This window comes from Allobosea sp. FG18 (genome assembly GCF_057809495.1).
The window spans coordinates 161550-185786 of record NZ_JBMDKB010000010.1 but is presented as its reverse complement, the minus strand read 5'-3'; the positions used below and the strand labels follow the sequence as shown (position 1 = coordinate 185786).

The 24237-nt window shown below is 63.5% G+C and carries 35 protein-coding genes, 1 tRNA gene and 1 pseudogene; 18 read left to right on the top strand and 19 right to left on the bottom strand.

The genetic code is table 11. The annotated features are described in order from the left end of the window. The first annotated feature begins 448 nt into the window (after positions 1-448). Complete coding sequence (locus ACODTJ_RS13580; RefSeq protein WP_488849106.1) at positions 449-1006, top strand: hypothetical protein; 558 nt, start codon at positions 449-451, stop codon at positions 1004-1006. 90 nt (positions 1007-1096) lie between these two features. Here ACODTJ_RS13580 and ACODTJ_RS13575 read toward each other — a convergent pair whose 3' ends face one another. The 10 genes from ACODTJ_RS13575 to ACODTJ_RS13530 all read right to left on the bottom strand — a co-directional run bounded on the left by ACODTJ_RS13575 (position 1097) and on the right by ACODTJ_RS13530 (position 8288). Further along, positions 1097-1267: a hypothetical protein gene (locus ACODTJ_RS13575; RefSeq protein WP_488849105.1), complete on the bottom strand. Its 171-nt coding sequence runs from the start codon at positions 1265-1267 to the stop codon at positions 1097-1099. Further along, positions 1264-1464 (bottom strand): hypothetical protein, encoded by a 201-nt coding sequence (locus tag ACODTJ_RS13570; protein WP_488849103.1) that lies wholly within the window; start codon positions 1462-1464, stop codon positions 1264-1266. Before ACODTJ_RS13570 ends, ACODTJ_RS13575 begins: the two co-directional genes overlap by 4 nt. Before the next feature lie 430 nt (positions 1465-1894). Further along, entirely contained in the window at positions 1895-2131 is a 237-nt protein-coding gene (locus ACODTJ_RS13565; RefSeq protein ID WP_488849101.1) for a hypothetical protein, read from the bottom strand. Beyond that, positions 2128-2310 (bottom strand): hypothetical protein, encoded by a 183-nt coding sequence (locus ACODTJ_RS13560; RefSeq protein ID WP_488849100.1) that lies wholly within the window; start codon positions 2308-2310, stop codon positions 2128-2130. Before ACODTJ_RS13560 ends, ACODTJ_RS13565 begins: the two co-directional genes overlap by 4 nt. Continuing rightward, positions 2307-2747 carry a DUF5681 domain-containing protein gene (locus ACODTJ_RS13555; RefSeq protein WP_488849098.1) on the bottom strand — a complete coding sequence of 147 codons (441 nt, stop codon included), beginning with the start codon at positions 2745-2747 and terminating at the stop codon, positions 2307-2309. The genes ACODTJ_RS13560 and ACODTJ_RS13555 overlap by 4 nt, the downstream gene beginning before the upstream one ends. Then, positions 2744-3157 (bottom strand): hypothetical protein, encoded by a 414-nt coding sequence (locus ACODTJ_RS13550; RefSeq protein WP_488849096.1) that lies wholly within the window; start codon positions 3155-3157, stop codon positions 2744-2746. The genes ACODTJ_RS13555 and ACODTJ_RS13550 overlap by 4 nt, the downstream gene beginning before the upstream one ends. 9 nt (positions 3158-3166) lie before the next feature. Continuing rightward, positions 3167-5395 carry a hypothetical protein gene (locus ACODTJ_RS13545; protein ID WP_488849094.1) on the bottom strand — a complete coding sequence of 743 codons (2229 nt, stop codon included), beginning with the start codon at positions 5393-5395 and terminating at the stop codon, positions 3167-3169. Between the two features lie 3 nt (positions 5396-5398). Beyond that, entirely contained in the window at positions 5399-7684 is a 2286-nt protein-coding gene (locus ACODTJ_RS13540; protein WP_488849092.1) for a hypothetical protein, read from the bottom strand. A gap of 149 nt (positions 7685-7833) precedes the next feature. Continuing rightward, positions 7834-8112 carry a hypothetical protein gene (locus ACODTJ_RS13535; protein ID WP_488849090.1) on the bottom strand — a complete coding sequence of 93 codons (279 nt, stop codon included), beginning with the start codon at positions 8110-8112 and terminating at the stop codon, positions 7834-7836. Further along, positions 8109-8288 carry a hypothetical protein gene (locus ACODTJ_RS13530; RefSeq protein WP_488849088.1) on the bottom strand — a complete coding sequence of 60 codons (180 nt, stop codon included), beginning with the start codon at positions 8286-8288 and terminating at the stop codon, positions 8109-8111. Before ACODTJ_RS13530 ends, ACODTJ_RS13535 begins: the two co-directional genes overlap by 4 nt. Positions 8289-8445: 157 nt before the next feature. Here ACODTJ_RS13530 and ACODTJ_RS13525 point away from each other — a divergent pair, with 157 nt between their 5' ends. The 4 genes from ACODTJ_RS13525 to ACODTJ_RS13510 are packed head-to-tail and all read left to right on the top strand — an operon-like array spanning position 8446 to position 10800. Continuing rightward, on the top strand, positions 8446-8703 hold the full coding sequence (locus ACODTJ_RS13525) for a hypothetical protein (RefSeq protein ID WP_488849086.1): 258 nt from the start codon (positions 8446-8448) through the stop codon (positions 8701-8703). Next, entirely contained in the window at positions 8700-9137 is a 438-nt protein-coding gene (locus tag ACODTJ_RS13520; RefSeq protein ID WP_488849084.1) for a LexA family protein, read from the top strand. Before ACODTJ_RS13525 ends, ACODTJ_RS13520 begins: the two co-directional genes overlap by 4 nt. Further along, positions 9134-10426 (top strand): Y-family DNA polymerase, encoded by a 1293-nt coding sequence (locus ACODTJ_RS13515; RefSeq protein ID WP_488849082.1) that lies wholly within the window; start codon positions 9134-9136, stop codon positions 10424-10426. Before ACODTJ_RS13520 ends, ACODTJ_RS13515 begins: the two co-directional genes overlap by 4 nt. A gap of 11 nt (positions 10427-10437) precedes the next feature. Continuing rightward, the gene (locus tag ACODTJ_RS13510; RefSeq protein ID WP_488849080.1) at positions 10438-10800 is read left to right on the top strand and encodes a hypothetical protein; all 363 of its coding nucleotides are present in this window, start codon (positions 10438-10440) and stop codon (positions 10798-10800) included. Between the two features lie 158 nt (positions 10801-10958). Here the strand turns inward: ACODTJ_RS13510 and ACODTJ_RS13505 are convergent, their stop codons facing one another. Together ACODTJ_RS13505 and ACODTJ_RS13500 are read right to left on the bottom strand one after the other, a co-directional pair. Further along, entirely contained in the window at positions 10959-11831 is an 873-nt protein-coding gene (locus ACODTJ_RS13505; protein ID WP_488849078.1) for an SDH family Clp fold serine proteinase, read from the bottom strand. A 371-nt stretch (positions 11832-12202) separates the two neighbouring features. Then, positions 12203-12445, bottom strand: coding sequence for a hypothetical protein (locus ACODTJ_RS13500; RefSeq protein ID WP_488849076.1), 243 nt, complete (start codon positions 12443-12445; stop codon positions 12203-12205). A gap of 112 nt (positions 12446-12557) precedes the next feature. Between ACODTJ_RS13500 and ACODTJ_RS13495 the strand changes: the two genes are divergently transcribed. From ACODTJ_RS13495 to ACODTJ_RS13440, 12 genes are all read left to right on the top strand, one after another. Beyond that, complete coding sequence (locus ACODTJ_RS13495) at positions 12558-12950, top strand: hypothetical protein (RefSeq protein ID WP_488849074.1); 393 nt, start codon at positions 12558-12560, stop codon at positions 12948-12950. A 16-nt stretch (positions 12951-12966) separates the two neighbouring features. Continuing rightward, positions 12967-13278, top strand: a complete 312-nt coding sequence (locus ACODTJ_RS13490) for a hypothetical protein (protein ID WP_488849072.1) — start codon at positions 12967-12969, stop codon at positions 13276-13278. Position 13279: 1 nt separating this feature from the next. Next, entirely contained in the window at positions 13280-13456 is a 177-nt protein-coding gene (locus ACODTJ_RS13485) for a hypothetical protein (protein WP_488849070.1), read from the top strand. A 9-nt stretch (positions 13457-13465) separates the two neighbouring features. After that, positions 13466-13711 (top strand): hypothetical protein, encoded by a 246-nt coding sequence (locus ACODTJ_RS13480; protein ID WP_488849069.1) that lies wholly within the window; start codon positions 13466-13468, stop codon positions 13709-13711. Then, complete coding sequence (locus tag ACODTJ_RS13475) at positions 13708-14106, top strand: hypothetical protein (protein WP_488849067.1); 399 nt, start codon at positions 13708-13710, stop codon at positions 14104-14106. Before ACODTJ_RS13480 ends, ACODTJ_RS13475 begins: the two co-directional genes overlap by 4 nt. Before the next feature lie 35 nt (positions 14107-14141). Continuing rightward, complete coding sequence (locus tag ACODTJ_RS13470; RefSeq protein WP_488849065.1) at positions 14142-14945, top strand: hypothetical protein; 804 nt, start codon at positions 14142-14144, stop codon at positions 14943-14945. Positions 14946-14991: 46 nt separating this feature from the next. Continuing rightward, positions 14992-15510: a hypothetical protein gene (locus ACODTJ_RS13465; protein WP_488849063.1), complete on the top strand. Its 519-nt coding sequence runs from the start codon at positions 14992-14994 to the stop codon at positions 15508-15510. Further along, positions 15507-15683 (top strand): hypothetical protein, encoded by a 177-nt coding sequence (locus ACODTJ_RS13460; protein WP_488849061.1) that lies wholly within the window; start codon positions 15507-15509, stop codon positions 15681-15683. The genes ACODTJ_RS13465 and ACODTJ_RS13460 overlap by 4 nt, the downstream gene beginning before the upstream one ends. Then, complete coding sequence (locus tag ACODTJ_RS13455) at positions 15680-16084, top strand: hypothetical protein (protein ID WP_488849059.1); 405 nt, start codon at positions 15680-15682, stop codon at positions 16082-16084. The genes ACODTJ_RS13460 and ACODTJ_RS13455 overlap by 4 nt, the downstream gene beginning before the upstream one ends. Continuing rightward, complete coding sequence (locus ACODTJ_RS13450; protein WP_488849057.1) at positions 16081-16371, top strand: hypothetical protein; 291 nt, start codon at positions 16081-16083, stop codon at positions 16369-16371. Before ACODTJ_RS13455 ends, ACODTJ_RS13450 begins: the two co-directional genes overlap by 4 nt. A 63-nt stretch (positions 16372-16434) precedes the next feature. Continuing rightward, on the top strand, positions 16435-17133 hold the full coding sequence (locus ACODTJ_RS13445; protein WP_488849055.1) for a pPIWI-associating nuclease domain-containing protein: 699 nt from the start codon (positions 16435-16437) through the stop codon (positions 17131-17133). Positions 17134-17212: 79 nt separating this feature from the next. After that, positions 17213-17899: an SOS response-associated peptidase gene (locus ACODTJ_RS13440; protein ID WP_488849053.1), complete on the top strand. Its 687-nt coding sequence runs from the start codon at positions 17213-17215 to the stop codon at positions 17897-17899. A 32-nt stretch (positions 17900-17931) separates the two neighbouring features. On the opposite strand, the gene ACODTJ_RS13435 is transcribed toward ACODTJ_RS13440, so the two are convergent. From ACODTJ_RS13435 to ACODTJ_RS13420, 4 genes and pseudogenes are all read right to left on the bottom strand, one after another. Further along, positions 17932-18630, bottom strand: a complete 699-nt coding sequence (locus ACODTJ_RS13435) for a hypothetical protein (protein ID WP_488849051.1) — start codon at positions 18628-18630, stop codon at positions 17932-17934. Between the two features lie 250 nt (positions 18631-18880). Further along, positions 18881-19135: pseudogene (locus tag ACODTJ_RS13430) on the bottom strand (magnesium chelatase domain-containing protein); the annotation flags it as partial. A 114-nt stretch (positions 19136-19249) separates the two neighbouring features. Further along, complete coding sequence (gene msrA, locus ACODTJ_RS13425) at positions 19250-19906, bottom strand: peptide-methionine (S)-S-oxide reductase MsrA (protein ID WP_454659066.1); 657 nt, start codon at positions 19904-19906, stop codon at positions 19250-19252. Positions 19907-19989: 83 nt separating this feature from the next. Next, positions 19990-20310 carry a hypothetical protein gene (locus ACODTJ_RS13420; protein WP_454658764.1) on the bottom strand — a complete coding sequence of 107 codons (321 nt, stop codon included), beginning with the start codon at positions 20308-20310 and terminating at the stop codon, positions 19990-19992. Between the two features lie 178 nt (positions 20311-20488). Between ACODTJ_RS13420 and ACODTJ_RS13415 the strand changes: the two genes are divergently transcribed. Then, positions 20489-20578 (top strand) — tRNA-Ser (locus tag ACODTJ_RS13415). A 665-nt stretch (positions 20579-21243) separates the two neighbouring features. On the opposite strand, the gene ACODTJ_RS13410 is transcribed toward ACODTJ_RS13415, so the two are convergent. The 3 genes from ACODTJ_RS13410 to ACODTJ_RS13400 all read right to left on the bottom strand — a co-directional run bounded on the left by ACODTJ_RS13410 (position 21244) and on the right by ACODTJ_RS13400 (position 24189). Beyond that, the gene (locus ACODTJ_RS13410; RefSeq protein ID WP_454658765.1) at positions 21244-22119 is read right to left on the bottom strand and encodes a flagellar motor protein MotB; all 876 of its coding nucleotides are present in this window, start codon (positions 22117-22119) and stop codon (positions 21244-21246) included. Positions 22120-22141: 22 nt separating this feature from the next. After that, positions 22142-23005 carry a flagellar motor stator protein MotA gene (motA, locus tag ACODTJ_RS13405; protein WP_488849048.1) on the bottom strand — a complete coding sequence of 288 codons (864 nt, stop codon included), beginning with the start codon at positions 23003-23005 and terminating at the stop codon, positions 22142-22144. Between the two features lie 542 nt (positions 23006-23547). Then, positions 23548-24189, bottom strand: a complete 642-nt coding sequence (locus ACODTJ_RS13400) for an NrsF family protein (protein ID WP_454658767.1) — start codon at positions 24187-24189, stop codon at positions 23548-23550. Between the last annotated feature and the right edge of the window lie 48 nt (positions 24190-24237).

Sequence of the window (24237 nt, the reverse complement as noted above, 5' to 3'; positions counted from 1 at the left end):
ATGATCTGCTCTTCCGTGAATCGTGAGGGGCGCATCGTCCGTCTCCTTGATCGACGGACTCTACTCAAATCTGGAGGAAGATCAGGGTCTCAGGTCAGAGGTATTGAGCCCGTTTTCGGGCAGAGCCGAGGCCTGCATAAAAACTGAGGTATTGAGCCTATTTTTCGGCGCGGCCGGTGACCCACAAATTTTGAGGTATTGAGCAGGTTTTTCCGTCTGGGAACGGCGCGCCGTCATCCGTCCAAGTTGGACGCCGCGACCCACGATCTGAATGACGCCGGCCATTTTCCGGCCATATGAAAACGAGGAGGACGGCTCTGCCCGCTCCCCGTTCTGCTCCCGCATTTTCGAAAGGCGGACCGCTGTCTTCCTCCTTTATTGTCAGCGGGGTGAGCTTGTGTGTTCTACACCCGAGATCACAATAGTGGAGTAACTGGAGATCCTCGCCTTGATCCGAGCCGCTTTCCTCATCGGGATTACGTTGGCAAGCTGCCTCCCCGCGCGCGCTAGTACCAACGAATTAGAATCGGCTGTCTTCCGTTCGATCGTCTTCGGCTCGACCCTCTATTCGGTCGAGCAGCGCCGCACTCTGGGCGCCGCATTGACCGCCTACTGGTCTCACTTTCGGGGCCGCATTCCAAGGCTCAGCCCAAGGGAACAAGATTGGGCGAAGGGCGAGTTGGGCGCACCGGACCTCGATCGGGTCAACAAATTCATGGCAACGCGAGAGGGCGGCCTCTACATGGCATATGACCAAGTGGCTCGATGTCATGGCGCCGCGACTTCTGTCGTGGCCGCTATCGGCACGAACAAAACAGATGAAGCATTGGCATGGCTAAGCATGCTGAGGTGTTACCGCTACGCTGGCGACATCCGAGTCTACCTGCACCGGGGCGGGTTGATCGCTCAGCCCCGCGACGACCTGGAATTTAAGATGGAGGCAGCCGGCGTGATCCAGACAGCGCTTATCGGTATGGTAGAGTCAGTACTGTTAAGCGCATCATGACATATTTGCCGACCTTACAGCTTCGGTCGGACCGGATCGCCGAGATCCCCAGCGCCGTTGGGGTTTCGCCGGCCGCGCCAACCATTGATTTCAATCGAAGCAGTGAACCGCAAGCCATTCATCTTCTGTCATGGGGCGGCGCTGCTCGTGAGGGTCGCGAGGCTCGTCCTCGGGCGGATAGTCGAGCACGAGATATTCGACGCCCTGTCGATTTTTGACGCGCTCCAGCGCCGCGATGCGCCGATCCAGTTCACGGCTCATGCGGCAAGCGCCTGCTCGCCAGGACGAACGATGACGCGGACGATATGGAATGCGTCGGGGTCGGATGCCTCAATCGCTGCCAGTCGTTCCGGCCGCTCGGCAGGAGCGCAGTTCAGTACGTGATGCAGAATGCGCCGTTGGTACAGTTTGCCACCCGCCGCACGCTCCAACTTCGCCAATCGCTCGTTCAGCCGCATTTACGCCGCTCCCTGAATTGCTGGCCTATAGCCGGCGGGCCAATTGACCCGGATGATGGGTTCACGCGCTGAGATGCGCCCTTCAGCAAACGCCCGCGCGCACTCGGCTTCATTCTCCTCCACCGTCCCGCAGAGGATCAGGCAGCGCAGAGGGACGCGCGACCGCAGCGCTGCCTCCAGCCGATCGAGTCGGCGGGCGAGAGCGTTGGTCATGTGTCCGCCCTCAAGGCTGCTGTAATCGCGGCCTGCCCGGAACGCCATGCGTCCTCGTTCCATCGGAGCCGAGCGCGAACTGCCGCCATGGCCTCGGGGGATGCCCTGAGCCGGGCGAGGTCGGCGGCCACTACTGCGTCTCGGGCCTCTTTGGCAACATGCTCGACGACCGGCCGGCGCCGTTCCTCAAGCTTGATGATCCGAGCCATTAGGTTGCTCATAGGCCCTCCATGAAGAACGCGCGCACAGCAGCAGGCTCGGGCGGCACGAAGTAGGGGGACGGTTCATTGCCCTCGCCAAGGAGATGAGCGCTCACTTCCGATATGAGCGCGCTCGTCTCCTCGGGATTCGCGGCCGCCCAATCCGCCACCTCCCGGCGCTCTAACTCGTGGTCGAAAGCGGGCCGGCACCGCCCCTCCAATTTGACGATGCGTGCAAGGATGGCGCTGCTCATTGCGACGCCTCGGGTTCGTCGAGGAGATCCAGACATTCCTCATGCGAAAGGCCGCATAACTCGACACGCTCCAGCGGCGCATGCGGGTCGTCGGAATCCGACCACATGATGAAGGTGCTGGCTCGCGCGTCCCGCGCCTGCTCCAATCGATCGATGCGCGCCGATATCTGTCTGGTCATGGCCGGCCGCCCTCCAGAGCCTCAAGGCGCTGATGCAGGTTTGTCACCTCGATCGCCTTGGCATGCGCATCGACCAGCTTGCCCAGCTCGGCCGCTTCCGATGGCGTCAGTTCTCCGCCGGCAACCGCCTCCATGATGGCTTGCGTCGCCTTCGGGAGGTCGCTGACAGTCTCGATCTTCGGAAGGTCGAAAGTCACCGCCCGGTCACGGCGCACAGGGGCGATGCGATCCATGCAAAGGCGCAGCGCCGTGATGTCGCCCGCCATCGCCAGACTGATGGCTTTCTTCGTCAGCTTTTCGGCCTCGCCCTCCAGCAGCTCCTCGATGGCGAGCGTCGTCTTGTGGCGTGTTCCTTTCGCCTTGCCGGCCGGATTGCCGGACTGCCCTGGCTTGAACCGATTTCCCTGCTTTGCGCCTGCATTTTCAGGCTCGCTCATGTCAGCCCCCTAAGCATCACCCACGCGATCAGCGCGAAGCTCGCCAATATGGCGGCGGCCTGTCCCCTTGCGAGCGTCGTCTGGAAGAGGCACCTTGAGATCACGAATCCTTTGAGCGCGGGTCGATGCAAGGCGAGCGTCCCGAGTATCCCGAAACCAAGCGAGCGCGGTGGAAGGCGATAGCGTGCTTCGTCCTTGCGATTTTCAGCCCTTACCTTGCTTCCGCCTTTGGTGATCCAGGCGCTGGCCCATACGCCTTTGCCGTCTTCGCCATCGCAGCGGCCTTTTACGCTCTCACGATCGAGACCGACCGGCTTCATCGGCGCATCGATGCCTTGCGTGACAACGACTGAATGTCGCGCCATCTCCTGTCGCTGATGCTCGGCGTCTGTCTGGCGTTCGGTCCGCAAGTCCTGGTCCTAACGCTGATCTTGCTCGGCGGCGGCTGGCAGATAGTTCGAAGCTCCCCGCGCCCCACCCGATATATTCAGTGGCCCCGTATTTGAGGCGAGGCCGCTGATCTGCCCGACCTCGTCCGAGACGCTTTCGAGGAAGCGCATCACGGCTGGGCTCTTGGTCGCCAGCTTCGTCAGGTTCTGGAGCTGGGTGACATCGCCGCTGGCCAGCATCTCCCCGATCTTCTTCGACAGGGCCTCGTTGATCTTGGCATTGCCTTTGATGAGGGCTTGCCGGGCCGCGACGCCAGCGAGAGCGCCCATTCCCATGCTGGTGAGCGTCCCGTGCTGTGATGCGCCGTAATAGGCGCCGGCCGTGCCCGTCAGTCCAAGCTCCATCATTTGCCGGACGGTCGTGGAATTGCCGAGCGCATTCTGGAGCCGCAGCATCGCGGTCTCGACATTGAGCGCGGCCTGGAGCTGTGTGGCCTGCACCTTGCCCAGCGCAATCTCGACACGCTCCCGCGCGGCCGATGAGCCGAAGATGGCTTTCACGATGTCGCGCCCGTCGCCGGTCTCCCGAATCTTGGCGATGAGGTCCGACCGAAACCCCTCTGCGAAGAGCGCCCGTTCCTCCGGCTTCATCTTCCCCACCGCCTTGCGAGCCTCGTCATTCGCCATTCGGCTGGTGACGAATTTCTGTCCCGCCTCCAGCGCGTCCTCGGCCTGGAACGCTCGGAAGGCGCCGGATCGGGCCTCACGGAACAGAGGAGCTGATGCGTCGAGCTGATCGAGGAGCTGACGGCGCAGGTTAGTGTAATCGCCGGCTAGATCCTTGTTCCCGGCGCGGGCGGCCTCGCCAGCCTTGCCTCGCAGCTCGCGGGAGACGTAATCCCAGAACTGGAGGTTCGGCCTCGCGGTCGATCCGTCAGCCCGGCGCGCCAGCGTGAGGTTGCCGGCGGCGTCGGTCGTGAAGGGATTGCGGATCGGGGGCATGCCGTCCGCGACCGTCTTGTTCGCGCCCGTCTTGATGACGGAGCGGATGGCGTCCTGCACCGCCGGGGCTTGCGCCAGTGCCGCGAGGTTGTCGTCCCAAAGGCCGGCGCCTCCCTGCATGTAGGCACGGGCATACGCTGGGCGATTTGCAGCCCGAGCCGCCGCTTGTAGCTCCTCAAGCGACTTCCCAGCCGAGGAAGGGCCGAAGCTCCGGAGCAGGTCCACGATGCGGTCACCCTGTCCCGCGAAACGATCTGCAGTAGCTTCCGCCAGGGCTGCGCGACCTTCCGGCGATGTATTCGCGGCCGATCGAGCGAGAGCCCGCGTCGTCTCGCCACCCACATCCCCGAGGACGGCAGGGGCGCCCGTGCGCTGCATCGCCGCCAGCGCCGCCGCCGGGTCCGTCACGCCATCGCGCTCCATCGCGGCCATGATGCGGCGCCCGGCTTCCGTGTCGGGGGTTGCGGCTGCCCGGAACGGAGCTGCTACCTTTCCAGCGAGCTTGCCCGCGGCGCTGGCAAAAGCCTCGGCGCCACGAATGAAGGCCGGGGCAACCGCACCGACACCGGCACCGATCGCACCTTGAACGCCGGCCGAGGTCGCCTTGTCCTGCAAGCCCCCATCATTCTCAACTGCGCCGCTGATCGCCCCATAGAGGCCACCCGTTGCTGCCGAATTGACAGCCGCAGCTCCTCGGGCTCCCTCGCGCATTAGAGAGACGCCGGGCATCAGAGCGGCGGTTGCTCCGAACCCGGCAACCTGACCGGAAAGGCGAGAGCCGGGGTTAAGTGCTTCATCCGCCGCATCCATGGCGCGCTCGCGGGCAAGGTTGTCCGAATATCGCTCGCTGAAGGAATCCCCCTTGCCCGAGCCGAGTGCGGCATCACCTGCCGCAGCCAGTTTGTTCATGCCGGGCAGCCATCCCGCTACGCCACGAGCATAAGCATCGAGCCGGCCCATCGGGCTCGTCTGGTCCTGCTGGAGGCGCGTGCGCACGGCATCCGCCAGATACTCGCTGTCCCTAGCGTGGAGATCGTCTCCCTCGCGCTGCGCACGAGTCGCGAACCCTGACGGCGAGGTCGGGGCCTGCTGGCGGTTCGGAGCCACCGTGACGACGAGCGGCCCGCTGCCGGTGTCTTGGGGTAGCTGTGGCCTCGGGCTATCGAACTGGTCGAAGACATTTCCCCAGGCCGGAGGCGGAGCGCGGCCGGCGGCGGGAGCCGGGGCGTCAAACTGATCGAAGACGTTGCCAGCCATGTCTCACTGCCCCAGCACGCTTGCGGCAGCACCACGACCATATTTCGCATCGAACTGGTCGCGGGCGCCGGGATTGGCTTTCAGGAACTCAATCGCGGCCGGCGGCGCCGACGACGGTTGGTCGGGCTGCCTCGGGGAAGCTGCGCCCTGTGAGCGCTTCTCGGGGCTCTTGTAATAATCGCCGCCACGAAGCTCTGCCGCCCGCTGCTCATTGAAGGCTAGCCGCCTCTCTGCCATCGCGATGCCGCGATCGAGAATCTTCACGCGGACATCGTGGGGCAGGTTGGCCGAGCCTTGGATGTCCAGCAGGATTTTGCGCTCGCCTTCGGTCGGCGCTGATCCGAAAATGGCCTTGAGCTGCCCGAGGGCGTTGGCCGTGACGAGGTTGTTATACTCCATCGTCGCCTTGCCGGCTTCGTTCCCGAGATTGCCCATGACCGCCCCGCGCATCCCGGCGGTGGGGCCTTCATAGGCCTTGACAGAAAGCTCCTTAGCCTGCCGCAGATTGTCGATAGCGGTCCGATTGGTGAGGACCATCTCGTCCGCCTCCAAGATCGCCTTCTTATCCGTGGCAGTGAGCGGCCCCATGTCTTCGCGCGGCATTTTGCCGGTCAAGATGAAGCCCTGATAACCGGGGTCACCCGGCTTAAGCCCAGCCCGAGCCGCAGCGCGCTCTCGTCCCGCCGTCTCGTCCTCGGCCGTGCTCTTCTTCGCCTTTTCCTTTTCGGCGGCGTACTCGGCCGGGTTCTTGGCCGTGGTCCATCCCATGCCCTTGGCGTACATGAATTCCTTCACGGCGTCGGGCATCTTGCGCTGCTCCAACGTCTCGCGGAGCATCATCTGCCCGACCTCGCGAGCGTTCGCCGGCAGGTTCGGGTCCGCGAGCAACCTGTAGATCTTGCTGAGGTCGCCTTTGCTCTTTTCGGCCACCGCCGTCGCGCGATACTCCAGCGCCTCGGCTTTGTTCGTCGGCTTAGGCATGTCCTTGGTCAGCACCGGCCCCGGCTGGGCGGCTGCACTGGCGGTCACGGCGGAGCCGGCGGAGGCGGGAGCCGAAGACCAATCGCCCCCGGTCGGAGCAGGAACGGCGAACTGCTGTTGAGCCTGGGGCTGCTGCGGCGCGCTGCGAAAGTTGTCGAGCGGATTCATGATGCCCGCGCCAGAGGGGAGCCCGCGCCGGGCCTCCTCGCTGGCAAGCTGACCGATGCGAACCCCTGCATCCGGGCTGTTCGGATCGACCTCAGCATATCGCGCCGTTGCCTGGGGAGGCATATGGCCGATTGCGGGAACAGCACCTCGCGCCGGGAGATCGGCCTCATTGAGGTCATAGGGCCGGCGAGGCGGCATAACCTGCGCGGTTTGAGCCTGGGGCGCTCCGCCGACTGTCCGCTGGAGGCTAGGCGCCAGCGTGCTCCCCATCCAAGACTGCCCCAGGCCCTCCGATTCGAAGACAGGGCGGAGGGGCGCATTGTCCATGCTGCCAGCGATCTGCTGGAAGGTTCGGCCGGACATCGGCGTGCCACCGCCCGGCGGAATGGCGAAACCGTCTTGTCCCGTTTCGGCGGAGGCTACTCCTGCATTTCGATCGGGCAGATCGGCCTCGGCCGTGCGCGTCCCGCCGTGGCGGCTGAAATAATCGAAGAGCGAGGTCCCGTTAGCGTCGGTCGGGTTATAACCGCCCTGCGTCTCGACAAATTTCTTCATGCCGTTGACGCCACCGAGATGGGCAACGGCGATCAAGCCTTTCTCCGTGATCGGGACACCCCGGATGCGCTGGCCGATAAGCTGATCGAAGCCGTTGGCCTTGATGTTCGATCTGATGTCGGCGACGTGCCACTGCTCGGCCCGTTGCTGTAGCTCGGGCGAGTTCATGAACTGCTGGGGCGTGGTCCCTTGCGGGATAGCGCCAGCGTTCGCCGCTTCCTGAATGCGGGCGACACCGAACTGGCCGCGCCCGAAGTGGCCGCGAGCCCCGCCGGCCCCGACCTCGTTGTTCTGGGCCTGCCAGTTGCCGCCACTCTCATTGCCGATGAGCGAAGGCGAGAGCGCGCTGGAGGGCGAGGCCGAGGGCGTGGCGCCGAGCCCTACCTTCGGCTGGCCGCCGAAATACTCTCCGAACGCCGCGCCCAGGTTCTTGGACGCCTCCAGCCCGAGCTTGCGCTGGGCCTGCGCTTCACCCTGCTTCAACAGCTCCATGCCGAAGTCAGCGCGACCCAGCGCAATCGCGCGTCCGGCTGCCTGCTTGAGGTCGATTGTCCCCTCTGCGACGCCCTTGCCGATGCGGGTCATCTCCTCGCGCTCGGCATTCGCCCGCTGCTGCTTCTGGATGTCAGGAATGAGGTTGCCGAGCGTCTGGCCGAGCTGTTCGAACGCGCGGGTCTCGCCGCTGTAGTCCGTCCGCATATTCGGGATTTGAAGGGGCGTAGGACGAAAAGGCATCAGGCTTGCCCCTTGCATTCGAGGACGTGGCGATAATTGGCGTAGTGGTCCGAGATGGCGCCCCAGGCGTCGATCATCTCCCCGATCTTGCGATCAAAGGTTGGCGCGTCGCGGGGCGCGAATTGGAGGAGCATCAGCATCTGCTCCGTCAGAGCGCGGAGGTGCTGCGTCGCCAGTGCCGCCCCAACAATATGCTGCTCGACCGGCAGCACGGGCGCCGGCTGATCCGATGACGAAGCCTCGGCTCGGGGGAAAAGCGGATGGATGTTCTCGCTCATGACGCGGCCTGCATCTGGCCGGAGTTCAATGCAGCGAGCTGGGCGCGGATGAGGGCGCGGATCGTACTGGACATCGAGGTGTCGCGACGCGCGGCCTCGGCTTCAACCGCAGCACGCAGTTCCGGTTCAACACCGCAAATCAGGGTGGCGGTTCTTTTCGCTGTGCTCCTACGCATGGCGATACCTCCAAATCTGGGGGAAGCATACACAAACAGAAAATATTTCTCAATTAAAACAGATAGTTACTTGATTTTACCCGGCTCAACGTGACGCCCTTGGGCTTGACTCTCGCGTTCCTTGAGTTCTTTGTTTGTTCTCATCACGGGGCGCGGAATGATGTCGGCACAGCCAGCGGACCAGGGGCAGGTTGATTCATCACTGGATGCGGAAATCAGCGCGCTGATTGAGGATCTAGTGGAGGAGCATGAGGGCTTTGAGCGCGCTGCGTTCCGGGCTCTGGCGCGTAGCTACCTGATGTTGCTCTCCGAGAGTGAGAGGTTGCTGGCCGATGCCGACCGGTCATGCTCACGCGGCTTCCTGCGAGGTCTGTTCTCAGAGGGGGCTCGGCCGGTCACGGAGCAAGAGTCATGATGCTCGCCGGCATGGAAATGCGGCCCGTCGCTATCGGAGCGCCGGTTCTGCTCTCGGTGTTCCGCAAGGCTGTGCGTGCCGGTTTTCCCTCTCCGGCTGATGATTATCTGGACGCTCCCATCGATCTGTCCCGAGCGCTGATTCAGAACGCTCCGGCCACGTTCATCATGACCGTCGCCGGGGACAGTGCGATTGATGCCGGGATCTTCGACGGCAGCCTGATCACGGTTGATCGCAGCCTGCGGCCGCGCGATGGCGATCCGGTCGTGGTCGATGTGAACGGCGAGCGTTCGGTCAAGATTTTCCGCCTCATCGGGGGCCGATCAAGTCTCGCGTTCGGCAACCGCCGTTATCCCGACTACGACCCCGGCCCCGACGCCGATATCGAGATTTTCGGCGTCATCACTAATAGCGTGAGGCGCTTTCGGCGATGACTGCGAGCTTCGCTCTGATCGACGGCAACAGCTTCTATTGCTCCTGCGAGCGCGTGTTCGACCCCAAGCTGAAGCGCCGGCCGGTCATTGTGCTTTCGAACAATGACGGCTGCGCGGTGGCCCGCACCAGCGAGGCGAAGGCGCTCGGCATCCGAATGGGCGCGCCGATGTTCACGATCAGAGACTTGGTGAAGCGCGAGGGCGTGGTCGTGTTCTCGTCGAACTACACTCTCTATGGCGACATGAGCCGACGCATGAACACCGTCTACCAGCGGTTCGCCTCAAACATAGAGATCTACTCCATCGATGAGAGCTTTCTCGACGCGTCGCCGATCGAGCCTCAACGACGCATCGACTGGGGGAAGGATCTCCGCTCGACGGTCTCGACCTGGACCGGCGTTCCGACCTGCGTCGGCATCGGGCCAACCAAGACCCTCGCGAAGCTCGCCAACAAAATTGCCAAAGGTACCCCGCAGCTCGGCGGCGTCTGCGACCTGACGGACGCGGAGGCGCGCCGGGAGTGGCTCGGCCTGATGCCGCTCAACGACGTGTGGGGCATTGGCGCAGCCAGCCAGACCAAGCTGAAGGCCTTCGGCTGCACGACCGCAGCCGACGTCGCCGCGCTCGACCCGAAGCTAGCCCGCCAATCGCTGACGGTTGTCGGCGAGCGGATCATCCAGGAGCTGCGAGGGCATCCGTGCATCGACCTTGAGGCAGTCGCGCCGACGCGAAAGGGCTGCGCTGTGACGCGCTCCTTCGCCGGCCGCGTCGATAACCTGGAGATGATGCAAGAGGCGGTCGCGTCTCACGCCACAAGGCTCGGCGAGAAGCTTCGTCATCATGGTCTCGCGACTGACCATCTCACGGTCTTCTACCACACCTCGCCATTCGACGGCGGGCCGGCTCGCTCCGTTTCGACCACCGTGGATTTCCCCGAGGCCAGCAATGACACGCTGGTCCTGGTCCGTGCCGCGAAATGGGGGGCACGGCGGATATGGAAGCCGGGCTATCGGTACGCGAAGGCCGGGCTGATGACCACAGACCTGGTTCCGCTGGAGCTCTCGCAGCGTGCGCTGATCGGTTCGTTGGATCGGGAGAAGTCTGGCCGGCTCATGGCGGCGCTGGACGCCTGCAACGCCCAGCATGGCCGTGGCGCCGTTTTCCCCGCGGCGGCCGGCGTCGAGCGCCAGCGCAAGGCCTGGGTCACGAAGTTCGACCAGCGCTCGCCGCGCTATACCACGCGGCTGGAGGAAGTTCCCGTAATCGGCATAGGGGCAACCGCTCACTGAAGGAGGCGAGCATGGCTTTTGATCCAAACGCCTACATCAGCCCCGAATTCGTCAACCCGCGTGCGATCGACGAGGTAATCCAGTCGCTGAAGGAAACTCGCGCGCTCGGCCGGGTTGGCGGTTGCTCGGCCGATGATTTCAGCCCGGTGACGGGCCGCGCCTGGCTGATCGATATGGCTGAGCACTACGATTGCGAGGTCAGCGGCCCCTATGACCGCGACACTGACGATGGCGGCGACTACTTCCTTTTCCACCACCGCCCGAAGCCACCGATCCCGCAGGGCGATTTGTTCGAATGGGCAATCTCTACAGCCACACCCGGAACGTCGAGGCGATCAGGAAGCTGTTCGCGAAGTTCAACGACGCGGGCGTGAACGCGCCGCCTCTGCCCGGCACTATCGCCAAGCCCCAGTCACCCACCCGGCGACCAGTACGAAGACCAGAGCCATAAAGGCTGCTGCAAGCTGGATCGACTGGTGGCGGATCATGGGTAAGGTCCGGCGCAAAGCAATCTATGTCGAGCTGCCCCCTGCTACGGAGCTGGAGCACGCAGGGTGTTACTGATCGACGGCCCTTCGAAGACCTTTGCTGCCCCCGCCTTGCGAATATCGTGGTCGTACATGCATCGAAGGAGCCAGAGCCGATTCCATAGGTCGTCATCTACGCCGAGTTTCAGGACGTGCAGCCCGAGGCGCGTAGCTTCGTCAGCATCGATGACAGAGCCGTGCGACTTATAGGTATTCCGCGACGAAAGAGCCTCAACCGTTGCAGAAATCTCAGCAGGCGTCTTTCCAGCCATCATCCCGGTCGAAAGGAGATCCGTCGCGAGCTTGGTGGTCTGAGCGACAGCATGGGCCGCAGCCTGAACAAAGATAGGATCAATCGTCCCCGGCGGAGAACTCAGGATGAAGTGGGCCGGAATCGAGTTGTTCTGAGCGACCGTTATCAGGGGGTCAGCTGGGCCAAGCTCCGAGCCAGGTCCCATGACAACGCACGATCCAACTACCGCCAACATCGTGCCGTTGCTCTTAGCTCGACAGGGAACAATTACCCGTAGGTCCGGCGCGAGCTGACGTAGCACCGATGCTAGTTTCTCGGCCGCGTCGGTATATCCACCAGGGGTCTCGATAAGGAGATCAACGGGGCCGCCCTTCGCATCGCGTAGGAGCTCAATCAGGTAGGCGTCATCTCCGGGGCTGATTTGCCCTTGGACGAGGTCCGGCAAGCCGAAATATACGAGCAGTGTCCGCCCGGTCTCGATCTGAATGTCACGGATCAGAAGCTGGCGAAGATAACGGTCTTTTTCTGTGACCCAGAACAGCGGCGATTGCCGAGGTAGCGCCTTGCCGCGCGGAAACTGCTCTTCCGCAACGGCCGGCGCGGTCGGGTCACTTTTTGTCGTCATCCTTGCTCGCCTCAACCACTGGAGCGGAAGGGCGAACACGCACGAGTTCAACGACCTTTGCAAGGTCAATGTGGGTCGTTTTCGGAGCGACGTGCATATGCGGGTCAACCCGAACGGATTGGTTCGAATATCCCGAGAGATGCGAGTAGTCAGAGCGCTGGGCGCTTCCAACTCCAAGCGGTCGCCAAAATGCGCCGACAGTCATGGCATTCTCCCCGAGTTCAGGAGCGTCTGCTTGCACAATCCACGCCACGGCACAAACGCCGATTCATGGAATGTGGTGGCTCCTTTCTAAATAGTTAACGACCTTCAGGCCGTTGGCAGTAGCGAGTCAAATTGTCGCACGAGAATCCTGGCGTCTGCGCTGTCTCTCATTCGGCCTTCTTCGCCAGCCTCACCCCCGGCTGTCCGTGGTTCAGGAACTCGACGCCAGCAGCCTCTAGCGCGACCTGGACCTTGCGGATCACGTCCAACCCGCTGGCGAGCGTATTAGCCCCCCGCTTCTCCATACTGCTGATCGTGTTGATGTTCACGCCTGCCGCCTCTGCCAGGGCGCTTTGCCCCATATCGACAAGCGACCGCGCGGCGCGCAACTGATTACCCGTTGTGAGCATAGCCATCCTCAGTGCCAGTACGGTAGGATTTTTTCATAGTAGGCTATTGACAACAAGTCCCGTTGCTGCTCCTAGTCAACTAGGATTTAAACCTAGTTGAGCGGGAACAGAAATGGCCCTCGCGAGCATGAACCCCACCAACCGCATCGCGTTCAACAAGGCCGCTGTGATGGCCTGGGTCTATCGCGAGGGCCGGTTCGCTTTCCGCATGTGCCGGAACATCAGCGAGCGTCGCGCACAGCTCTCCCTCTGGCTTCGCAAGGCATGGGCTGCCGCCAAGCTCGAGGCGATGATGCTGGCGGATGCCGCCCGCCGCGAGGTCGAGGCCCGCGCCGCTCTTGCCCTGCGCGCTCGTGAGGCCGTCGCTCTCGCCGCTCAGTTCCGCAACGACCCCGAGGCCATCCGCTTCGAGATCGAGCGCGAGCACTACAGGCAGCACTTCAATGGCGCCCGCATCGACGCTCTGCGCGGCGCGCTCGCCAGCATCGGAGCGCCCCATGCCTGAGATTGATCTGAAATCCATGCGTGACCGGATCGTTCTCGCTGGCCGAGATGGCGCACCGCTGGTCTGGTCTCGGGTGACGTGGTTCGACCCCAAGCCTCAGCACTATCAGGAGCCTATCCTTGAGGCTCAAGCGCACGATGGCGAGGACGTGCTGGCGGATGTCTTCCACCACGCATTGCGCCGCAAGTCCCAGCGCTACGAGGTCCGAGTGTTTCGCGGAGGGCCAGCCTTCAACTTTTCCGACCCGGTGAAGGCCTTCGCGAAGATGGAGCGCGAAGCCTCAAGGGAATGGAAGCGCCGCAATTCACCCCTCATCGCCGGAGCCTGACATGGAGATCGACAAGAAAGCCGAAGAGGCCGCCGAGACGGCCGAGTTTCTGACCCTCGTTCGCCAGCTTAGCGAAGATGGCCGAACCAAGTTCCTCGCGTGGTGCGAGCAACTGATTTCCGATGCCGAAGCCGCCAAGTTGGCGAGCGAGGCCAACCGCACCCACCGCACCGCATAGGAGGCCGCGATGCCCGCTCGAACCCTTTCCCAGGAGACAGTGCAGGACGACGCGTACCACCTGCACCAGCTCCTCACTGTGGCGCACGATCTTATCCAGTCCCAGCCCGCCGGCGGACTGGCAGCCGACACGGTGGCGAAGACCGCCGCCTTGATCCGCATCGGCCGCGACATGGCGGAGAAAGCCTCTCTGGAACTGCTGGAGGATTTCGCTGCGCATGCTCGCGCTGCGGACAACGCGGAGGCCGGCCGGTGATTGCCGCGCAACGCATCCAAGCCGCCCCCCTCGCGCCTGCTGCGTTAGTGGCGGAGGCCCCCAGGCAAGCCGCCATGACGGCCTCGGAACTGGTCCAGCTCGGCCGCGCCATGCAGACCCTCGCCGGAGTTGCGGACTCTCTGACGAACCGGGGAGCTTTCACGACCGACGAAGGCCGCAGGACTGCCGCCGGCCGCCGCTTCGAGAAAATCGCTGATGCGATCTGCAACGAATATCTGGAGGTCATGTCCGAGCTTCGCGACGCCGTACCGCGCACCGAGCGCGAGATGGAAGACCGGAGCTGCGAACTGCTCGCCTATGACCTGAACTGCGACCAAGACCCGACCGACGTGGCCTTGTCCGCCGTCCGCCGCGCTTTCCCCGGCCGCTACTAGCCCGACCCGCCGCCTTCACATCGCTGGAGATACCAATGCTCAACGCAACCGTTCGGGCAGCCGCCACCGGCTTGTCCTCTGCCCTCTTCGACCGCCGCCGCATGCTCCTCGGGCTCGCTGCCGCGTCCACCGCCGCCGCCGCCCCGGTCGCTCTGGCCAGCGGGGAGACGCCATCGGAAAGCCCTGCGCTGATCCAGCTCGGGGATTCGACCGAAGCAATGGCTACCGCGCACCGAACCCTGCGTGACGAGGTCGCGAGGATCTATGCCGAGTGGGACCCCAAGCTGCCGGCCGTGCCGGAAGAGATCAAGTTCAGGCGCCAGACCTTCGACCATCGCGGGCAGTGGGAAAGGCGGCTTGACGGCGCCGCCCGGCATTGGGGCGAGGACAACCGCGAGGGCGTTCTGAGCGTCGAGAGTGCCGAGAGTGAGGTTAAGTGGACGACCGACTACCTCGCCCGCCCGCCGCGCACCAAATCCGCCTCCGGGCTGGCTCGCCATGAACGTTTCCTCGCCAAGCAGCGCTTGCAGCTCGCGAAGGACAAGACCGCGCTCAAGATGGCCAAGCGATATCACGCCGAGTTCGCCCGCGTGCTCAAGGCATCAGGATACGAGGCCGCCCGGAAGCGTCTGACGGCTGCCGAGGACGCGCTGAACCAGCACGTCACCGCCATCATGAAGCACGAGCCCAAGACGATGGCCGGCGTGATGATTCAGGCCCAGGCGATCGAGGTCACGAGCCAGATGCCGGCCTACGTGATGGCTCTGGAGGGTAGCCGCGAACGCTGGGCCGCACGCCTAGCCGCCGCAATCCTCCGCATCGCCGGCTCCGCCGCCTGACGACAGCGCCGCACCTCATCCCTCATTCCTAGAGGAGTGCTCTCCCATGACGATGAATCGACGTGCAATTCTTAGCGGGGCCATCATTTCCCCGGCGGCCATATCGATCTGCAAGGCGGCGCCTTACGTGCCACAGCCGGCCGAGGCCGCCAGCGCCGAGGAACATCTGGTCGCGCTTGGACGCGCCCACGCAGCGGCGGTGCCTGTGTGGATCGACCTACGCCGCGAAGTCACCCGCCTTGGCGATCTGCGCGAAGACATCGCGGAGCAGCGGGGCTTCACGCCATTCGATCATGACGCGCTTTTCAAGATCGGGAATGAAATTGGCCACACCCCGATCTGGGAGAGTTGGAACGCGCTGAGCGAAAAGCTTGAGCAACTTGGGGACGAAATTCGAGCCATCCCGCCTCGTTCGCTTGCCGGGCTTAGGGCCTGGGCGAGTGCCGCTCGCTTCGCCGGCCTCTTCGATGGAATGCCGAGCGAGCGCGAGTTTGACCATAGCGAGCAATGGCTGCTCGACGCGCTCGACCATGTCGAACGACTTGCGGAAGGAGCTGTGTCGTGAGCCCGATCCGCGTCAACCACTCCCGAGGCAAGGGCAAGCCCGCCCGCCGCTACTATGGCGTCAAGCCGGTCACCCTCCCGACCTATTCGTTCTATGGCCATCTGCCGGTCGTGTACGTGGACGGCGAACTGGTCATCGGCCGCCGCGTCATCCCTCTGGAGCCGCGCCGATGAGCTTGGTGGACCTGCGGCCAGCCGCCGACCTGTTCGGCCTGCTAGGCGTCCTAGACCACGATGACGGTCCATTCGGAGACGGCATAGCGCTGTCCGAGATCGAGCGTCACGGGGTCCGCGACATCCTCCTGAACGTGGCACAGCGTCTCACCGACCAAGCCTTGTCGATCGACAGCATGCGCCGCCGGCTGGGCGCCATCGTGGAATCCCTCATAGGCGTTGCTGATGCGCTCGACGGTGACCCCGAACTCGAAGACGGTGCCGATCAAGAAGCCGTATGCGAGGACGAAGGAGCGCAGTGCGAAGACGAAGGCTGCCCCGACGACAACGGCATTGCTGACGCTGACGGTCTAGCCGAGCAGCGAGGAGCGATGCATCTTTGTGGAGGGTTCGTCACATGAAGCTGCGTGACATCACCGACGCCCTTACCGATGGCGACACAGGCACCATGCGACGGAGCTTCCGGGCCCTCGTCGATCAGCACGCCACCGTTGAGGTTTCATCACCGGGGATGCTCGTCGTCGCGCTGAACCGCCTTTGCGTAGCCCTTAAGGACGACCGAGCCGAGATGCCGGCGGCTACCTGCGGGGCGCTCGATCTGCCTCCCGGTTCGACCTATGCGGAAGGGACGGCAGCGGCCAAGCGGGAGGCGCCAAGGCTGGCCCGACATCTGATGGCGGGCGGTTGACCCTGCGGGGTTGGCCTGTCCATCTTCGACGTTATGAGCACGCGGTTTACCGACTACGATTTGATGATGTCGCTGCTGGAGATTTACGCCAGCGCACCGCGCCATCAGCACATCGGAAACATTCTTGGCGCCCCTGGCAGGCCATCCGTACTTGAGCATCACTTGTCCGCGCAGGAGTTCAATCTGGAGGAACGGGCGCAGGCGATGCGCTGTGCGCGAGAACTTCAGGATTGGGGACTTATCGTCCCGACCTATGCCGATCTTGCCGCGCCGGAAGAGTGGCGGCAGATCACAACGGCCGGCAAGGACGCCCTTGCGCGAGGCGCGCTTGATGAACTTGACCGGGCTCTTGCAGAGCTATCAGCCGATTTCGTCACCATGAGGCGCGGAGCTTGGCGCGCAGCGCGCTCGGCCTCGGATGACACGGCCCGTCAAGCTGCTCATTCCGGCCGCGAACTGATCACGCAAGTGTTGCATGTCCTGAGCCCTGATGCGGAGGTGCGAGGTCAGAGCTGGTTTCGCGTTGATCCGTCTAAGCCCGAACTGGTGCCGCGCAAGGCACGATATCGAAATGCTATCCAGAAGCGCGGGCGAGGCTGGTCGGAAAGCGATTTGGACGTGGCGGCCAAGGCCAGCGATTTGCTGGAGGCGCAGTATCAGAAGCTCAGCAAGAGCGCCCACCAGCGAGGCGATGCGGATAGGCAAACCGTGGTCGACGCTCTAAACACGGCTGAAATTGTCCTCCGCATATTGCTCGTCTGATGCTCCTGCCGTTGCTCGCCAGCGCCAAGGGCGACATGTTCTCTTCCAACGAGGGCGGCGCCGTTGAGGAGTAGCGTTCATGTGCGGGCGATTCAGTCAGGCCTATAGCTGGAACGAGATTGTAGCCTTCAGCCAGCCGCTGACGGTTCCGACAGCCACGCCGAACCTGCGCGCCCGCTACAACATCGCGCCAACAACCGAAGTCGATATCATCGTGAAAGCCGAGGCCGGCCGCGAGCTGAAGAAAGCCCGATGGGGCCTCATTCCCGGCTGGCACAAGGGCGGACTCAAGGATTTCAAACTCGCGACCTTCAACGCCCGCGTCGAGACGGTCGACACAAGCGGAACGTTCAAGCACGCCTATCGAAGCCGCCGCTGCATCATTCCGGCCAGCGGGTTCTTCGAATGGACGGGCGAAAAGAAAGACCGCGTGCCGCACTTCTTCTCTGCCACTGATGGCGACCTGCTAGCCTTCGCGGGGCTTTGGGAGAACTGGCGCAATCCTGAGACGGGCGAGGACATCACCACCTGCACGATGATAGTGCGCGAGGCCAACGCTTGGACAGCGCAGTATCACGACCGCATGCCCTGCATGCTCTTGCGCCAGGATTTCGAGGCTTGGCTGGATGGCTCGGGCGGCATGGAGATGCTGAAGCAGCCGCCGCGCGAGCTGCGCGAATGGATCGTGTCGAAGCGCGCCAACAAGGCCGGCGAAGGTGACGACGATCCGTCGATGATCGAGCCTTTCAAGGATAATCTGTTCTAGGGCGCACTAGGAGCAGCGGCCCAGAAGCCGCATCAAAAGACACCGAGAACTTGACCCAACCGTAAGTTTGATCCGACCAATTCATCGAGCGATCTGTTGTGTCTCATGGCATTCTGCCGTCGTTGTTCAGATATCGCTTTGGCTATGTCACCGGCTGTAAAATCTAAGGGAATAATTCCATCCATCAAAGCTAAGTAGGCGATGCTGACTATCTCAAGTCGGTCATCCGCTCTAATCGATTTAGGAATTATCATCAGTAGTTTTTCATAAATCTCATTTTTTCGGAAATCACTAAGCGGGTCCCGAACTAGTCTTAATTTCCGTTCTTCGACCAGGTCCCTGTCGATTTTTGCTCGCTCAGCTCTCAATGAGAGCAGTTTGGCTCGCTTCTTTAAATAGCTCCTCGTCTCGATCTCTTTTATAAGTTCAGGGTTCTTTTTCCGCCAAAGTCTCATGTATTCGGCGTGCTTCGCAGAGCGCCTCTTTCGGATAATGCGCCGATATTCACGAACTTTTTCTGGGTTTTCTCTCTGCCACGTCGCCCGCATTTCCTTGAAGCGCACTGAGTTCGCTAGAGCCCACGCTCTGCGATAGGCCGTCAGTCGCTCTCGGTTCTTGGCGTAATAGCGCTGCTTCTGTGCCCTAACTTTTTCGGGGTTAAGGCGCCGCCATTCACGAGCGCGTATCCGCTCCATCGCCTTACGGTCATTGTGTCGAACGCGGTTTTCCATAACCTGTTCTCCGACAAAACTTCGAGAGGCGTAGTTCGCTTTGGGCCAGCAAGGGCCAGTTGCGACGAGATCCTAAAAATCACCGAGGCATTGGAACCCGCCGTCTGTCGGGAACTTGGTGCGAAGCATTCATCCGCTTCGGCAATCGCGCAGATATCGAAATGCCGTAGCCTGCTTACCTCCTGCTTACCCAAACCTCAGAAACAGATCACTTTATAACCGTAATATATTGATTTTTTTCAATAATATTCGCGATCGGCAGATCGTAATGGCTGCCCTCCTTGGGCAGGTCGGCCGGGGCGAGATTGACGGTGACGCGCTTGGCGGGCAGCGCGAGCCCAGAAGCGAGAAGTGCGGCGCGAACCCGCTCGCGGCTTTCGGCCAAGGCCTTGTCGGGGAGGCCGACCAGCACGAAGGCGACGCCGCCCGGCGCGATCTGGACCTGAACGTCGACGGCGCGCGCCTCGATGCCCTCGAACGCCACCGTCGCGACCCGCGCCACCATGTCGGTCCCGCTCCCCTACCCCATGGGAAGGCTAGCGAAGCTTTGACGGCAACGCAAGAACATACAGGGAACTCAGCAGACCGAAAGAAGGGGAGGCCATGCCTCCCCTTTGCATCAGGCCTCGACGCCGAGGCCGATCTGGCAGGCGACGCCGGTGCCGCCCAGGCCGCAATAGCCGCCCGGGTTCTTCGCCAGATACTGCTGGTGATAGTCCTCGGCGAAGTAGAAGGTCGGCGCCTCGCGGATCTCGGTCGTGATCGGACCGTAGCCGCCGGCGGCCAGCGCCTTGCCGTATTCGGCGCGCGAGCGTTCGGCCGCTGCCTGCTGCCCGGCGTCGTAGGTGTAGATCGCCGAGCGATACTGCGTGCCGATATCGCCGCCCTGGCGCATGCCCTGGGTCGGGTCGTGATTCTCCCAGAAGATCCTCAGCAGGTCCTCATAGGCGATCTTCCCGGGATCGAAGACCACGAGGACGACCTCGGTATGGCCGGTCAGGCCGCTGCAGACCTCCTCATAGGTCGGATTGGGCGTCGAGCCGCCGGCGTAGCCGACGGCGGTCACCCAGATGCCCTCGCCGCTCTGCCAGAACTTGCGCTCGGCACCCCAGAAGCAGCCGAGGCCGAAGACGGCCTTGCGGGCTCCCTCGGGATAAGGGCCAGCCAGCGGGCGGCCGTTGACGAAATGGGTTTCGGCGGTGGGGATCGCCGTGGCACGGCCGGGCAGCGCCTCGACGGCGGTCGGAATCTCGGTCTTCTTGCGCAGGGAGAACATCATTGGCTCCGTTTCGTTCGAGCTCGACGCCTATGTAAGTGTCCAGGGCCGGTTCGGACAGGGGCGGGATCGCAGGCGGGCCATCACCGACGCGTGACGATGCCGATCACCTCGTCCGGGCGCCGCCCCAGCCAGAGCAGCGCGAAACCGAGCAGGAGCGCAGCCGCGGCCACCGGAGCGCGCATCACATTCAGCACCAGAGGATCCCAGAGCCAGGGATGGAGATTGCGCTCGATCGCCGGCTGGATCGCCTGATAGCGCTCATGGATGACGGCGGTCAGCACCTCACCGAGCGGCGTGAAGCGCAATCCGGCATTGGCGATCGATCGGGCGCCGTCGATCACAAGCGCGACGAAGCCGGCCGCGACGGACAGATAACCGATCAACCGGAGAAGAAACCGCACCACCTGCTCCCGCCGCGATCCACCGGGCTGCGCCGCGAACCTCCCGGCCGGCGCAACCGTTCCGGCGACCAGATGTGGCCTTGCCAGCCGCAGATCGCAACCGATTTACCGGGATTGTGCAAAACACTGCATCTCGGCCCTTGAAAGATCGTGGGCCGGCAGTCATAAGCAGCGCGCCGGACAGGTGGCCGAGTGGTTGAAGGCGCACGCCTGGAAAGTGTGTATACGGGAAACCGTATCGCGGGTTCGAATCCCGCCCTGTCCGCCACGAAACTCCATTAAATATCTGAAGAAAATAGATATTTTCGCGAGCTTCGACTCCTGCCCCATTGTTTGCCCCATCACCGCTCTTTGCGTGTCGAATTTGCGATGCGCAGCGAGATTGTCGTCCGGATGGGCTCGAATCGGATTTTTGCGACGCACCCCCGCCTTTCCCAGAGGGGCGATGTCACGGAGCAACAAAAACGGGGCGATTTCCAGCTCTGTGTCGCCGCTGGCTCGGCGCCTTTTGAAAAGGAGGAGTTCGATTTCGCCGCAGGCCTGGACGTTCGAGACCGACATTCCGGCGGAAAACGGACGTGCCAGGCGGTCTTCAAGTCATCCAAGAACCTAGAGCCCGAGGCGAGATCTAGCCCATTGCGGACGGCCCGAATGTCCGCTCCCCGGCGGCTCGACACAGGATGGCTCAGGCGGGATCAACGTCGGACGCGATATTGAGTCGGCGTCTCTTCCGTTGCCAGTGGGAGAGCGATTTCGGCATCGATGCGCACGCCGAATGCCGCGATCGCAATGGCCCCCGCGGCCAGATTGTCGCCGCCCAGATGGCCGCCGGCGCCGCTTTTTTGGCGTGACGACCTCTTTGCCTTTCACAGCGTTTAGCGGCGTTCCGTGCGCGTTTCACGTTTGGCCGCTCTCATCCGAGGCACCTTGTCGTCAGGGAAAGGCGCCCGGGGGCAGCGGCGGCTCCGCATTGAGCAGCGTGATCGTCACCCGTCGGTTCGGCGGGATGTAGGGATTGTCGAGGAAGAGCGGCTCGGTGTCGGCGCGTCCCACCACGGACGTGAAGCGGTCGTTGGGGAGCCCGGCACCCGACAGGATCTCGCGCACGGCGAGCGCGCGCCCGGCGGTGAGGCCCCAGGAATCGACGGCCTGCACCGTGCCCGGGCGTGCGGCGGCCGTGTGGCCGCTGACAGACAGTTGGTTGGGCAGCCGACGTATGGTGGGCGCGATCGCCTCCAGCACGAGACGGGTGCGCTCATAGGGCTGGACCGAGCCCTCGGGGAACATGGAGCGGCCGTTATCGTCCACGAGGGACACGTTCAACCCCTCCTTGGTCTGCTCGATCACGATGTTGCGCGACAGATCGGCAATTTCAGGCATGTTCTGGAGCGCCTGCCGGAGGCTGGCTATGGCGCTGTAGTTGACCTGCACGCTGGCAGCCCGACGGCTGCCCTCGCGGTCGCCGCCGCCGCCCGCGCTGGTCGGCCGCGCTTTGTCATCCTGCCCGGTCGTGTCCCTCGCCACGTCGCGGGGCGCCGACGTCTTGTTGCCCGCCTTGTCCAGGGCGGTGCCCATCAGAACGCCGCCAGCGCCACTGGTGCCGGGGCTCAGAGCAGACGTCGGCGCGAAGTATTCCGCCAGGCCGTCCTTCTGCTCCTGCGTCGTCATGCTGATCAGCCACATCAGCAGAAAGAACGCCATCATGGCGGTCACGAAGTCCGCATAGGCGATCTTCCAGGCGCCGCCGTGGTGGGCATGAGCGGCCTTCTTGACCTTCTTGATGATAATCGGCTGGGTCGACTTGGCCATCGCGTTCCTGCTGGAAATCGGGTCAGACGCTGGCGGGCAGAGCGGCGGTTGCCGCTTCCACTTCGGCGAAGGTCGGGCGGACGTCGCTCATCAGAGCCTTGCGGGCAAATTCGACCGCCATCACCGGCGGCTGGCCGCTGATATGGGCGAGGAGGCCCGCCTTGAGTGACAGGAAGTACTTGGCTTCCGCCTCGAAGGTGCTCTTGAGCGACGCCGCCATGGGCGCGAAGAAGCCGTAGGCGACGAAGACGCCGAAGAAGGTGCCGACGAGCGCGCCACCGATCAGATGTCCCAGCACCTCCGGCGGCTCCTTGATCGCCCCCATCGTCTTGATCACGCCGAGCACGGCGGCAACGATGCCGAGCGCCGGTGTTCCGTCGGCGATCGACTGCATGGCCGAAACGATACGCTCCTGCTCCTGGTGGTGCGTCTCCAGCTCCTCGTCCATGAGATCGCTGATCTCGTGGACGTTGTTGGCGCCGAGCGTCAGCATGCGCATGTAGTCGCAGACGAACTCGACCGCGTGATGGTTCGCTGCGAAAGTCGGGAACGCGTTGAACAGCGTCGACTCGCTCGGATTCTCAATGTGCTGCTCGACCGCGAGCATGCCCTTCTGCTTCACGAGCTTATAAAGCGAAAACTGCATCCCCAGCAGTTCGACATAAGCTTCCTGCTTGTACTTGGGGCCCTTCACGATGGTGCCGAGCATCGAGGGCACGGCCTTGAGCACCGGCCCGGGGTTGCCGATGATGAAGGCACCGATCGCTGCACCGAGGATGATGACAAACTCGAACGGCTGCCAGAGGACCTCGAGATGGCCACCCATAGCCGCATAGCTGCCGAAGACGCAGACGAAGACGATGATTGAGCCGACGATCAGCCGCATGGTTTGCCACCCTCGCGCCGCAGCAGGTACCGCCCGCGCGAAGCCACTACTACTAGTCAGACGAAATGACCGATCGAGGTTAAGGGCGAGTTTATGGCCTTGACCCGCAGGCTTGTAAGCACCGTCCTCCAGCCACGGCTTCGGGCCTTGGGACGTAGGCCCAGGGGAGTAAATCGGGGTGCAACATGTCTCCGCCCCCCGGTGATCGGCGTCCGACAGGGCGGCGTCCCCCCGGGTCATCTGCGCTGCGCCACTTCGCTGTAGCGCGGCGAGGCTGAGGATGACGCGGGTGAGAACCAGGTGGACAACATGTGCGAGCGTTTCGTCGCGCCGACGCAGCGCTTCGCAAGCGACAAGCAGCTGAACGCCTGGCTGGCCGCCCGCGTGAGGCATACGGGTGGTCCACGATAGCTCTCGCGATTCCCCTGGAGCGCTGACGAGTTTGATCGGCAGCCCGGTCTTCGTCAGGCTGTTGATCCGGGTTCAGCCGGGCCGAGAACGGGCAGGCAGATCCACACGCGCCGGCACCGTCAGAAACGACCTCACCAGCGCAGGAAGCGCGGCAGGATCAGCGCTCCCAGCACCGCGACGATCGCAGTCGCGAGCGTGTACCAGGTCGCCAGAAAGGGAGCCGTGTCGTCCGGGCAATGCAGGCTGTAGGCGACGGTAGCCAGCCCTGCCGAGGCGAGGCCGGCACAGGCCCCCGTCAGGGCGCCGTCGACCGGCGCGCCACGGCGCGCCAGCAAGAACAGCACGACGAGCGGCAGCAAGGCATAGAGGGTCACCGCGATCAGGCAGGCTTGCCAATGGCGGCCGAAGATCAGCGTGTCCCATTGTTCGGCCGGCGCCTGCGCCAGCGTCAGGAGCGCCCAGCCGGCCACCACCAGGAGCGGGATCGCGACGACCGGCAGGCGCCGCGCCGGCTTCAACCCCGGCCGCAGGCTGCTCTGGAACAGCGTGAGCGCGATGGCCGCGATGCTGGCGCCGAACAGAGCCTTGGCGATGACCGGGAGCGTCGTCCAGGCGCCGGCAAGATCGGGACGGGTCCCGAGCGTCAGCAGGACGAGCCCGGCCGTGGCCGCAAACGCCGCAAAGGCGCCGAGCCAGGTCGCACGGCGCAGCCAGCCGGTATCGACCGACCGGCTGCTCGCACTCATCAGGGTGATCAGATCGTCGGTCTGCATGTCCCGACCCTCAAGGATGTTCCGGCCTTCTTAAAGTTCGCGAGGAGC

Coding starts and splice junctions, on each gene's coding strand:
- ACODTJ_RS13515 (WP_488849082.1), top strand. CDS start 9,134: ATGACTGCGAGCTTCGCTCTGATCGACGGCAACAGCTTCTATTGCTCC.
- ACODTJ_RS13520 (WP_488849084.1), top strand. CDS start 8,700: ATGATGCTCGCCGGCATGGAAATGCGGCCCGTCGCTATCGGAGCGCCG.
- msrA (WP_454659066.1), bottom strand. CDS start 19,906: ATGTTCTCCCTGCGCAAGAAGACCGAGATTCCGACCGCCGTCGAGGCG.
- ACODTJ_RS13470 (WP_488849065.1), top strand. CDS start 14,142: ATGCTCAACGCAACCGTTCGGGCAGCCGCCACCGGCTTGTCCTCTGCC.
- ACODTJ_RS13490 (WP_488849072.1), top strand. CDS start 12,967: ATGCGTGACCGGATCGTTCTCGCTGGCCGAGATGGCGCACCGCTGGTC.
- ACODTJ_RS13535 (WP_488849090.1), bottom strand. CDS start 8,112: ATGAGCGAGAACATCCATCCGCTTTTCCCCCGAGCCGAGGCTTCGTCA.
- ACODTJ_RS13400 (WP_454658767.1), bottom strand. CDS start 24,189: ATGCAGACCGACGATCTGATCACCCTGATGAGTGCGAGCAGCCGGTCG.
- ACODTJ_RS13505 (WP_488849078.1), bottom strand. CDS start 11,831: ATGACGACAAAAAGTGACCCGACCGCGCCGGCCGTTGCGGAAGAGCAG.
- ACODTJ_RS13440 (WP_488849053.1), top strand. CDS start 17,213: ATGTGCGGGCGATTCAGTCAGGCCTATAGCTGGAACGAGATTGTAGCC.
- ACODTJ_RS13500 (WP_488849076.1), bottom strand. CDS start 12,445: ATGCTCACAACGGGTAATCAGTTGCGCGCCGCGCGGTCGCTTGTCGAT.
- ACODTJ_RS13435 (WP_488849051.1), bottom strand. CDS start 18,630: ATGGAAAACCGCGTTCGACACAATGACCGTAAGGCGATGGAGCGGATA.
- ACODTJ_RS13485 (WP_488849070.1), top strand. CDS start 13,280: ATGGAGATCGACAAGAAAGCCGAAGAGGCCGCCGAGACGGCCGAGTTT.
- ACODTJ_RS13545 (WP_488849094.1), bottom strand. CDS start 5,395: ATGGCTGGCAACGTCTTCGATCAGTTTGACGCCCCGGCTCCCGCCGCC.
- ACODTJ_RS13465 (WP_488849063.1), top strand. CDS start 14,992: ATGACGATGAATCGACGTGCAATTCTTAGCGGGGCCATCATTTCCCCG.
- ACODTJ_RS13450 (WP_488849057.1), top strand. CDS start 16,081: ATGAAGCTGCGTGACATCACCGACGCCCTTACCGATGGCGACACAGGC.
- ACODTJ_RS13455 (WP_488849059.1), top strand. CDS start 15,680: ATGAGCTTGGTGGACCTGCGGCCAGCCGCCGACCTGTTCGGCCTGCTA.
- ACODTJ_RS13540 (WP_488849092.1), bottom strand. CDS start 7,684: ATGACCCGCATCGGCAAGGGCGTCGCAGAGGGGACAATCGACCTCAAG.
- ACODTJ_RS13560 (WP_488849100.1), bottom strand. CDS start 2,310: ATGACCAGACAGATATCGGCGCGCATCGATCGATTGGAGCAGGCGCGG.
- ACODTJ_RS13555 (WP_488849098.1), bottom strand. CDS start 2,747: ATGAGCGAGCCTGAAAATGCAGGCGCAAAGCAGGGAAATCGGTTCAAG.
- ACODTJ_RS13530 (WP_488849088.1), bottom strand. CDS start 8,288: ATGCGTAGGAGCACAGCGAAAAGAACCGCCACCCTGATTTGCGGTGTT.
- motA (WP_488849048.1), bottom strand. CDS start 23,005: ATGCGGCTGATCGTCGGCTCAATCATCGTCTTCGTCTGCGTCTTCGGC.
- ACODTJ_RS13445 (WP_488849055.1), top strand. CDS start 16,435: ATGATGTCGCTGCTGGAGATTTACGCCAGCGCACCGCGCCATCAGCAC.
- ACODTJ_RS13525 (WP_488849086.1), top strand. CDS start 8,446: ATGATGTCGGCACAGCCAGCGGACCAGGGGCAGGTTGATTCATCACTG.
- ACODTJ_RS13480 (WP_488849069.1), top strand. CDS start 13,466: ATGCCCGCTCGAACCCTTTCCCAGGAGACAGTGCAGGACGACGCGTAC.
- ACODTJ_RS13575 (WP_488849105.1), bottom strand. CDS start 1,267: ATGAGCCGTGAACTGGATCGGCGCATCGCGGCGCTGGAGCGCGTCAAA.
- ACODTJ_RS13495 (WP_488849074.1), top strand. CDS start 12,558: ATGGCCCTCGCGAGCATGAACCCCACCAACCGCATCGCGTTCAACAAG.
- ACODTJ_RS13565 (WP_488849101.1), bottom strand. CDS start 2,131: ATGAGCAGCGCCATCCTTGCACGCATCGTCAAATTGGAGGGGCGGTGC.
- ACODTJ_RS13570 (WP_488849103.1), bottom strand. CDS start 1,464: ATGCGGCTGAACGAGCGATTGGCGAAGTTGGAGCGTGCGGCGGGTGGC.
- ACODTJ_RS13510 (WP_488849080.1), top strand. CDS start 10,438: ATGGCTTTTGATCCAAACGCCTACATCAGCCCCGAATTCGTCAACCCG.
- ACODTJ_RS13410 (WP_454658765.1), bottom strand. CDS start 22,119: ATGGCCAAGTCGACCCAGCCGATTATCATCAAGAAGGTCAAGAAGGCC.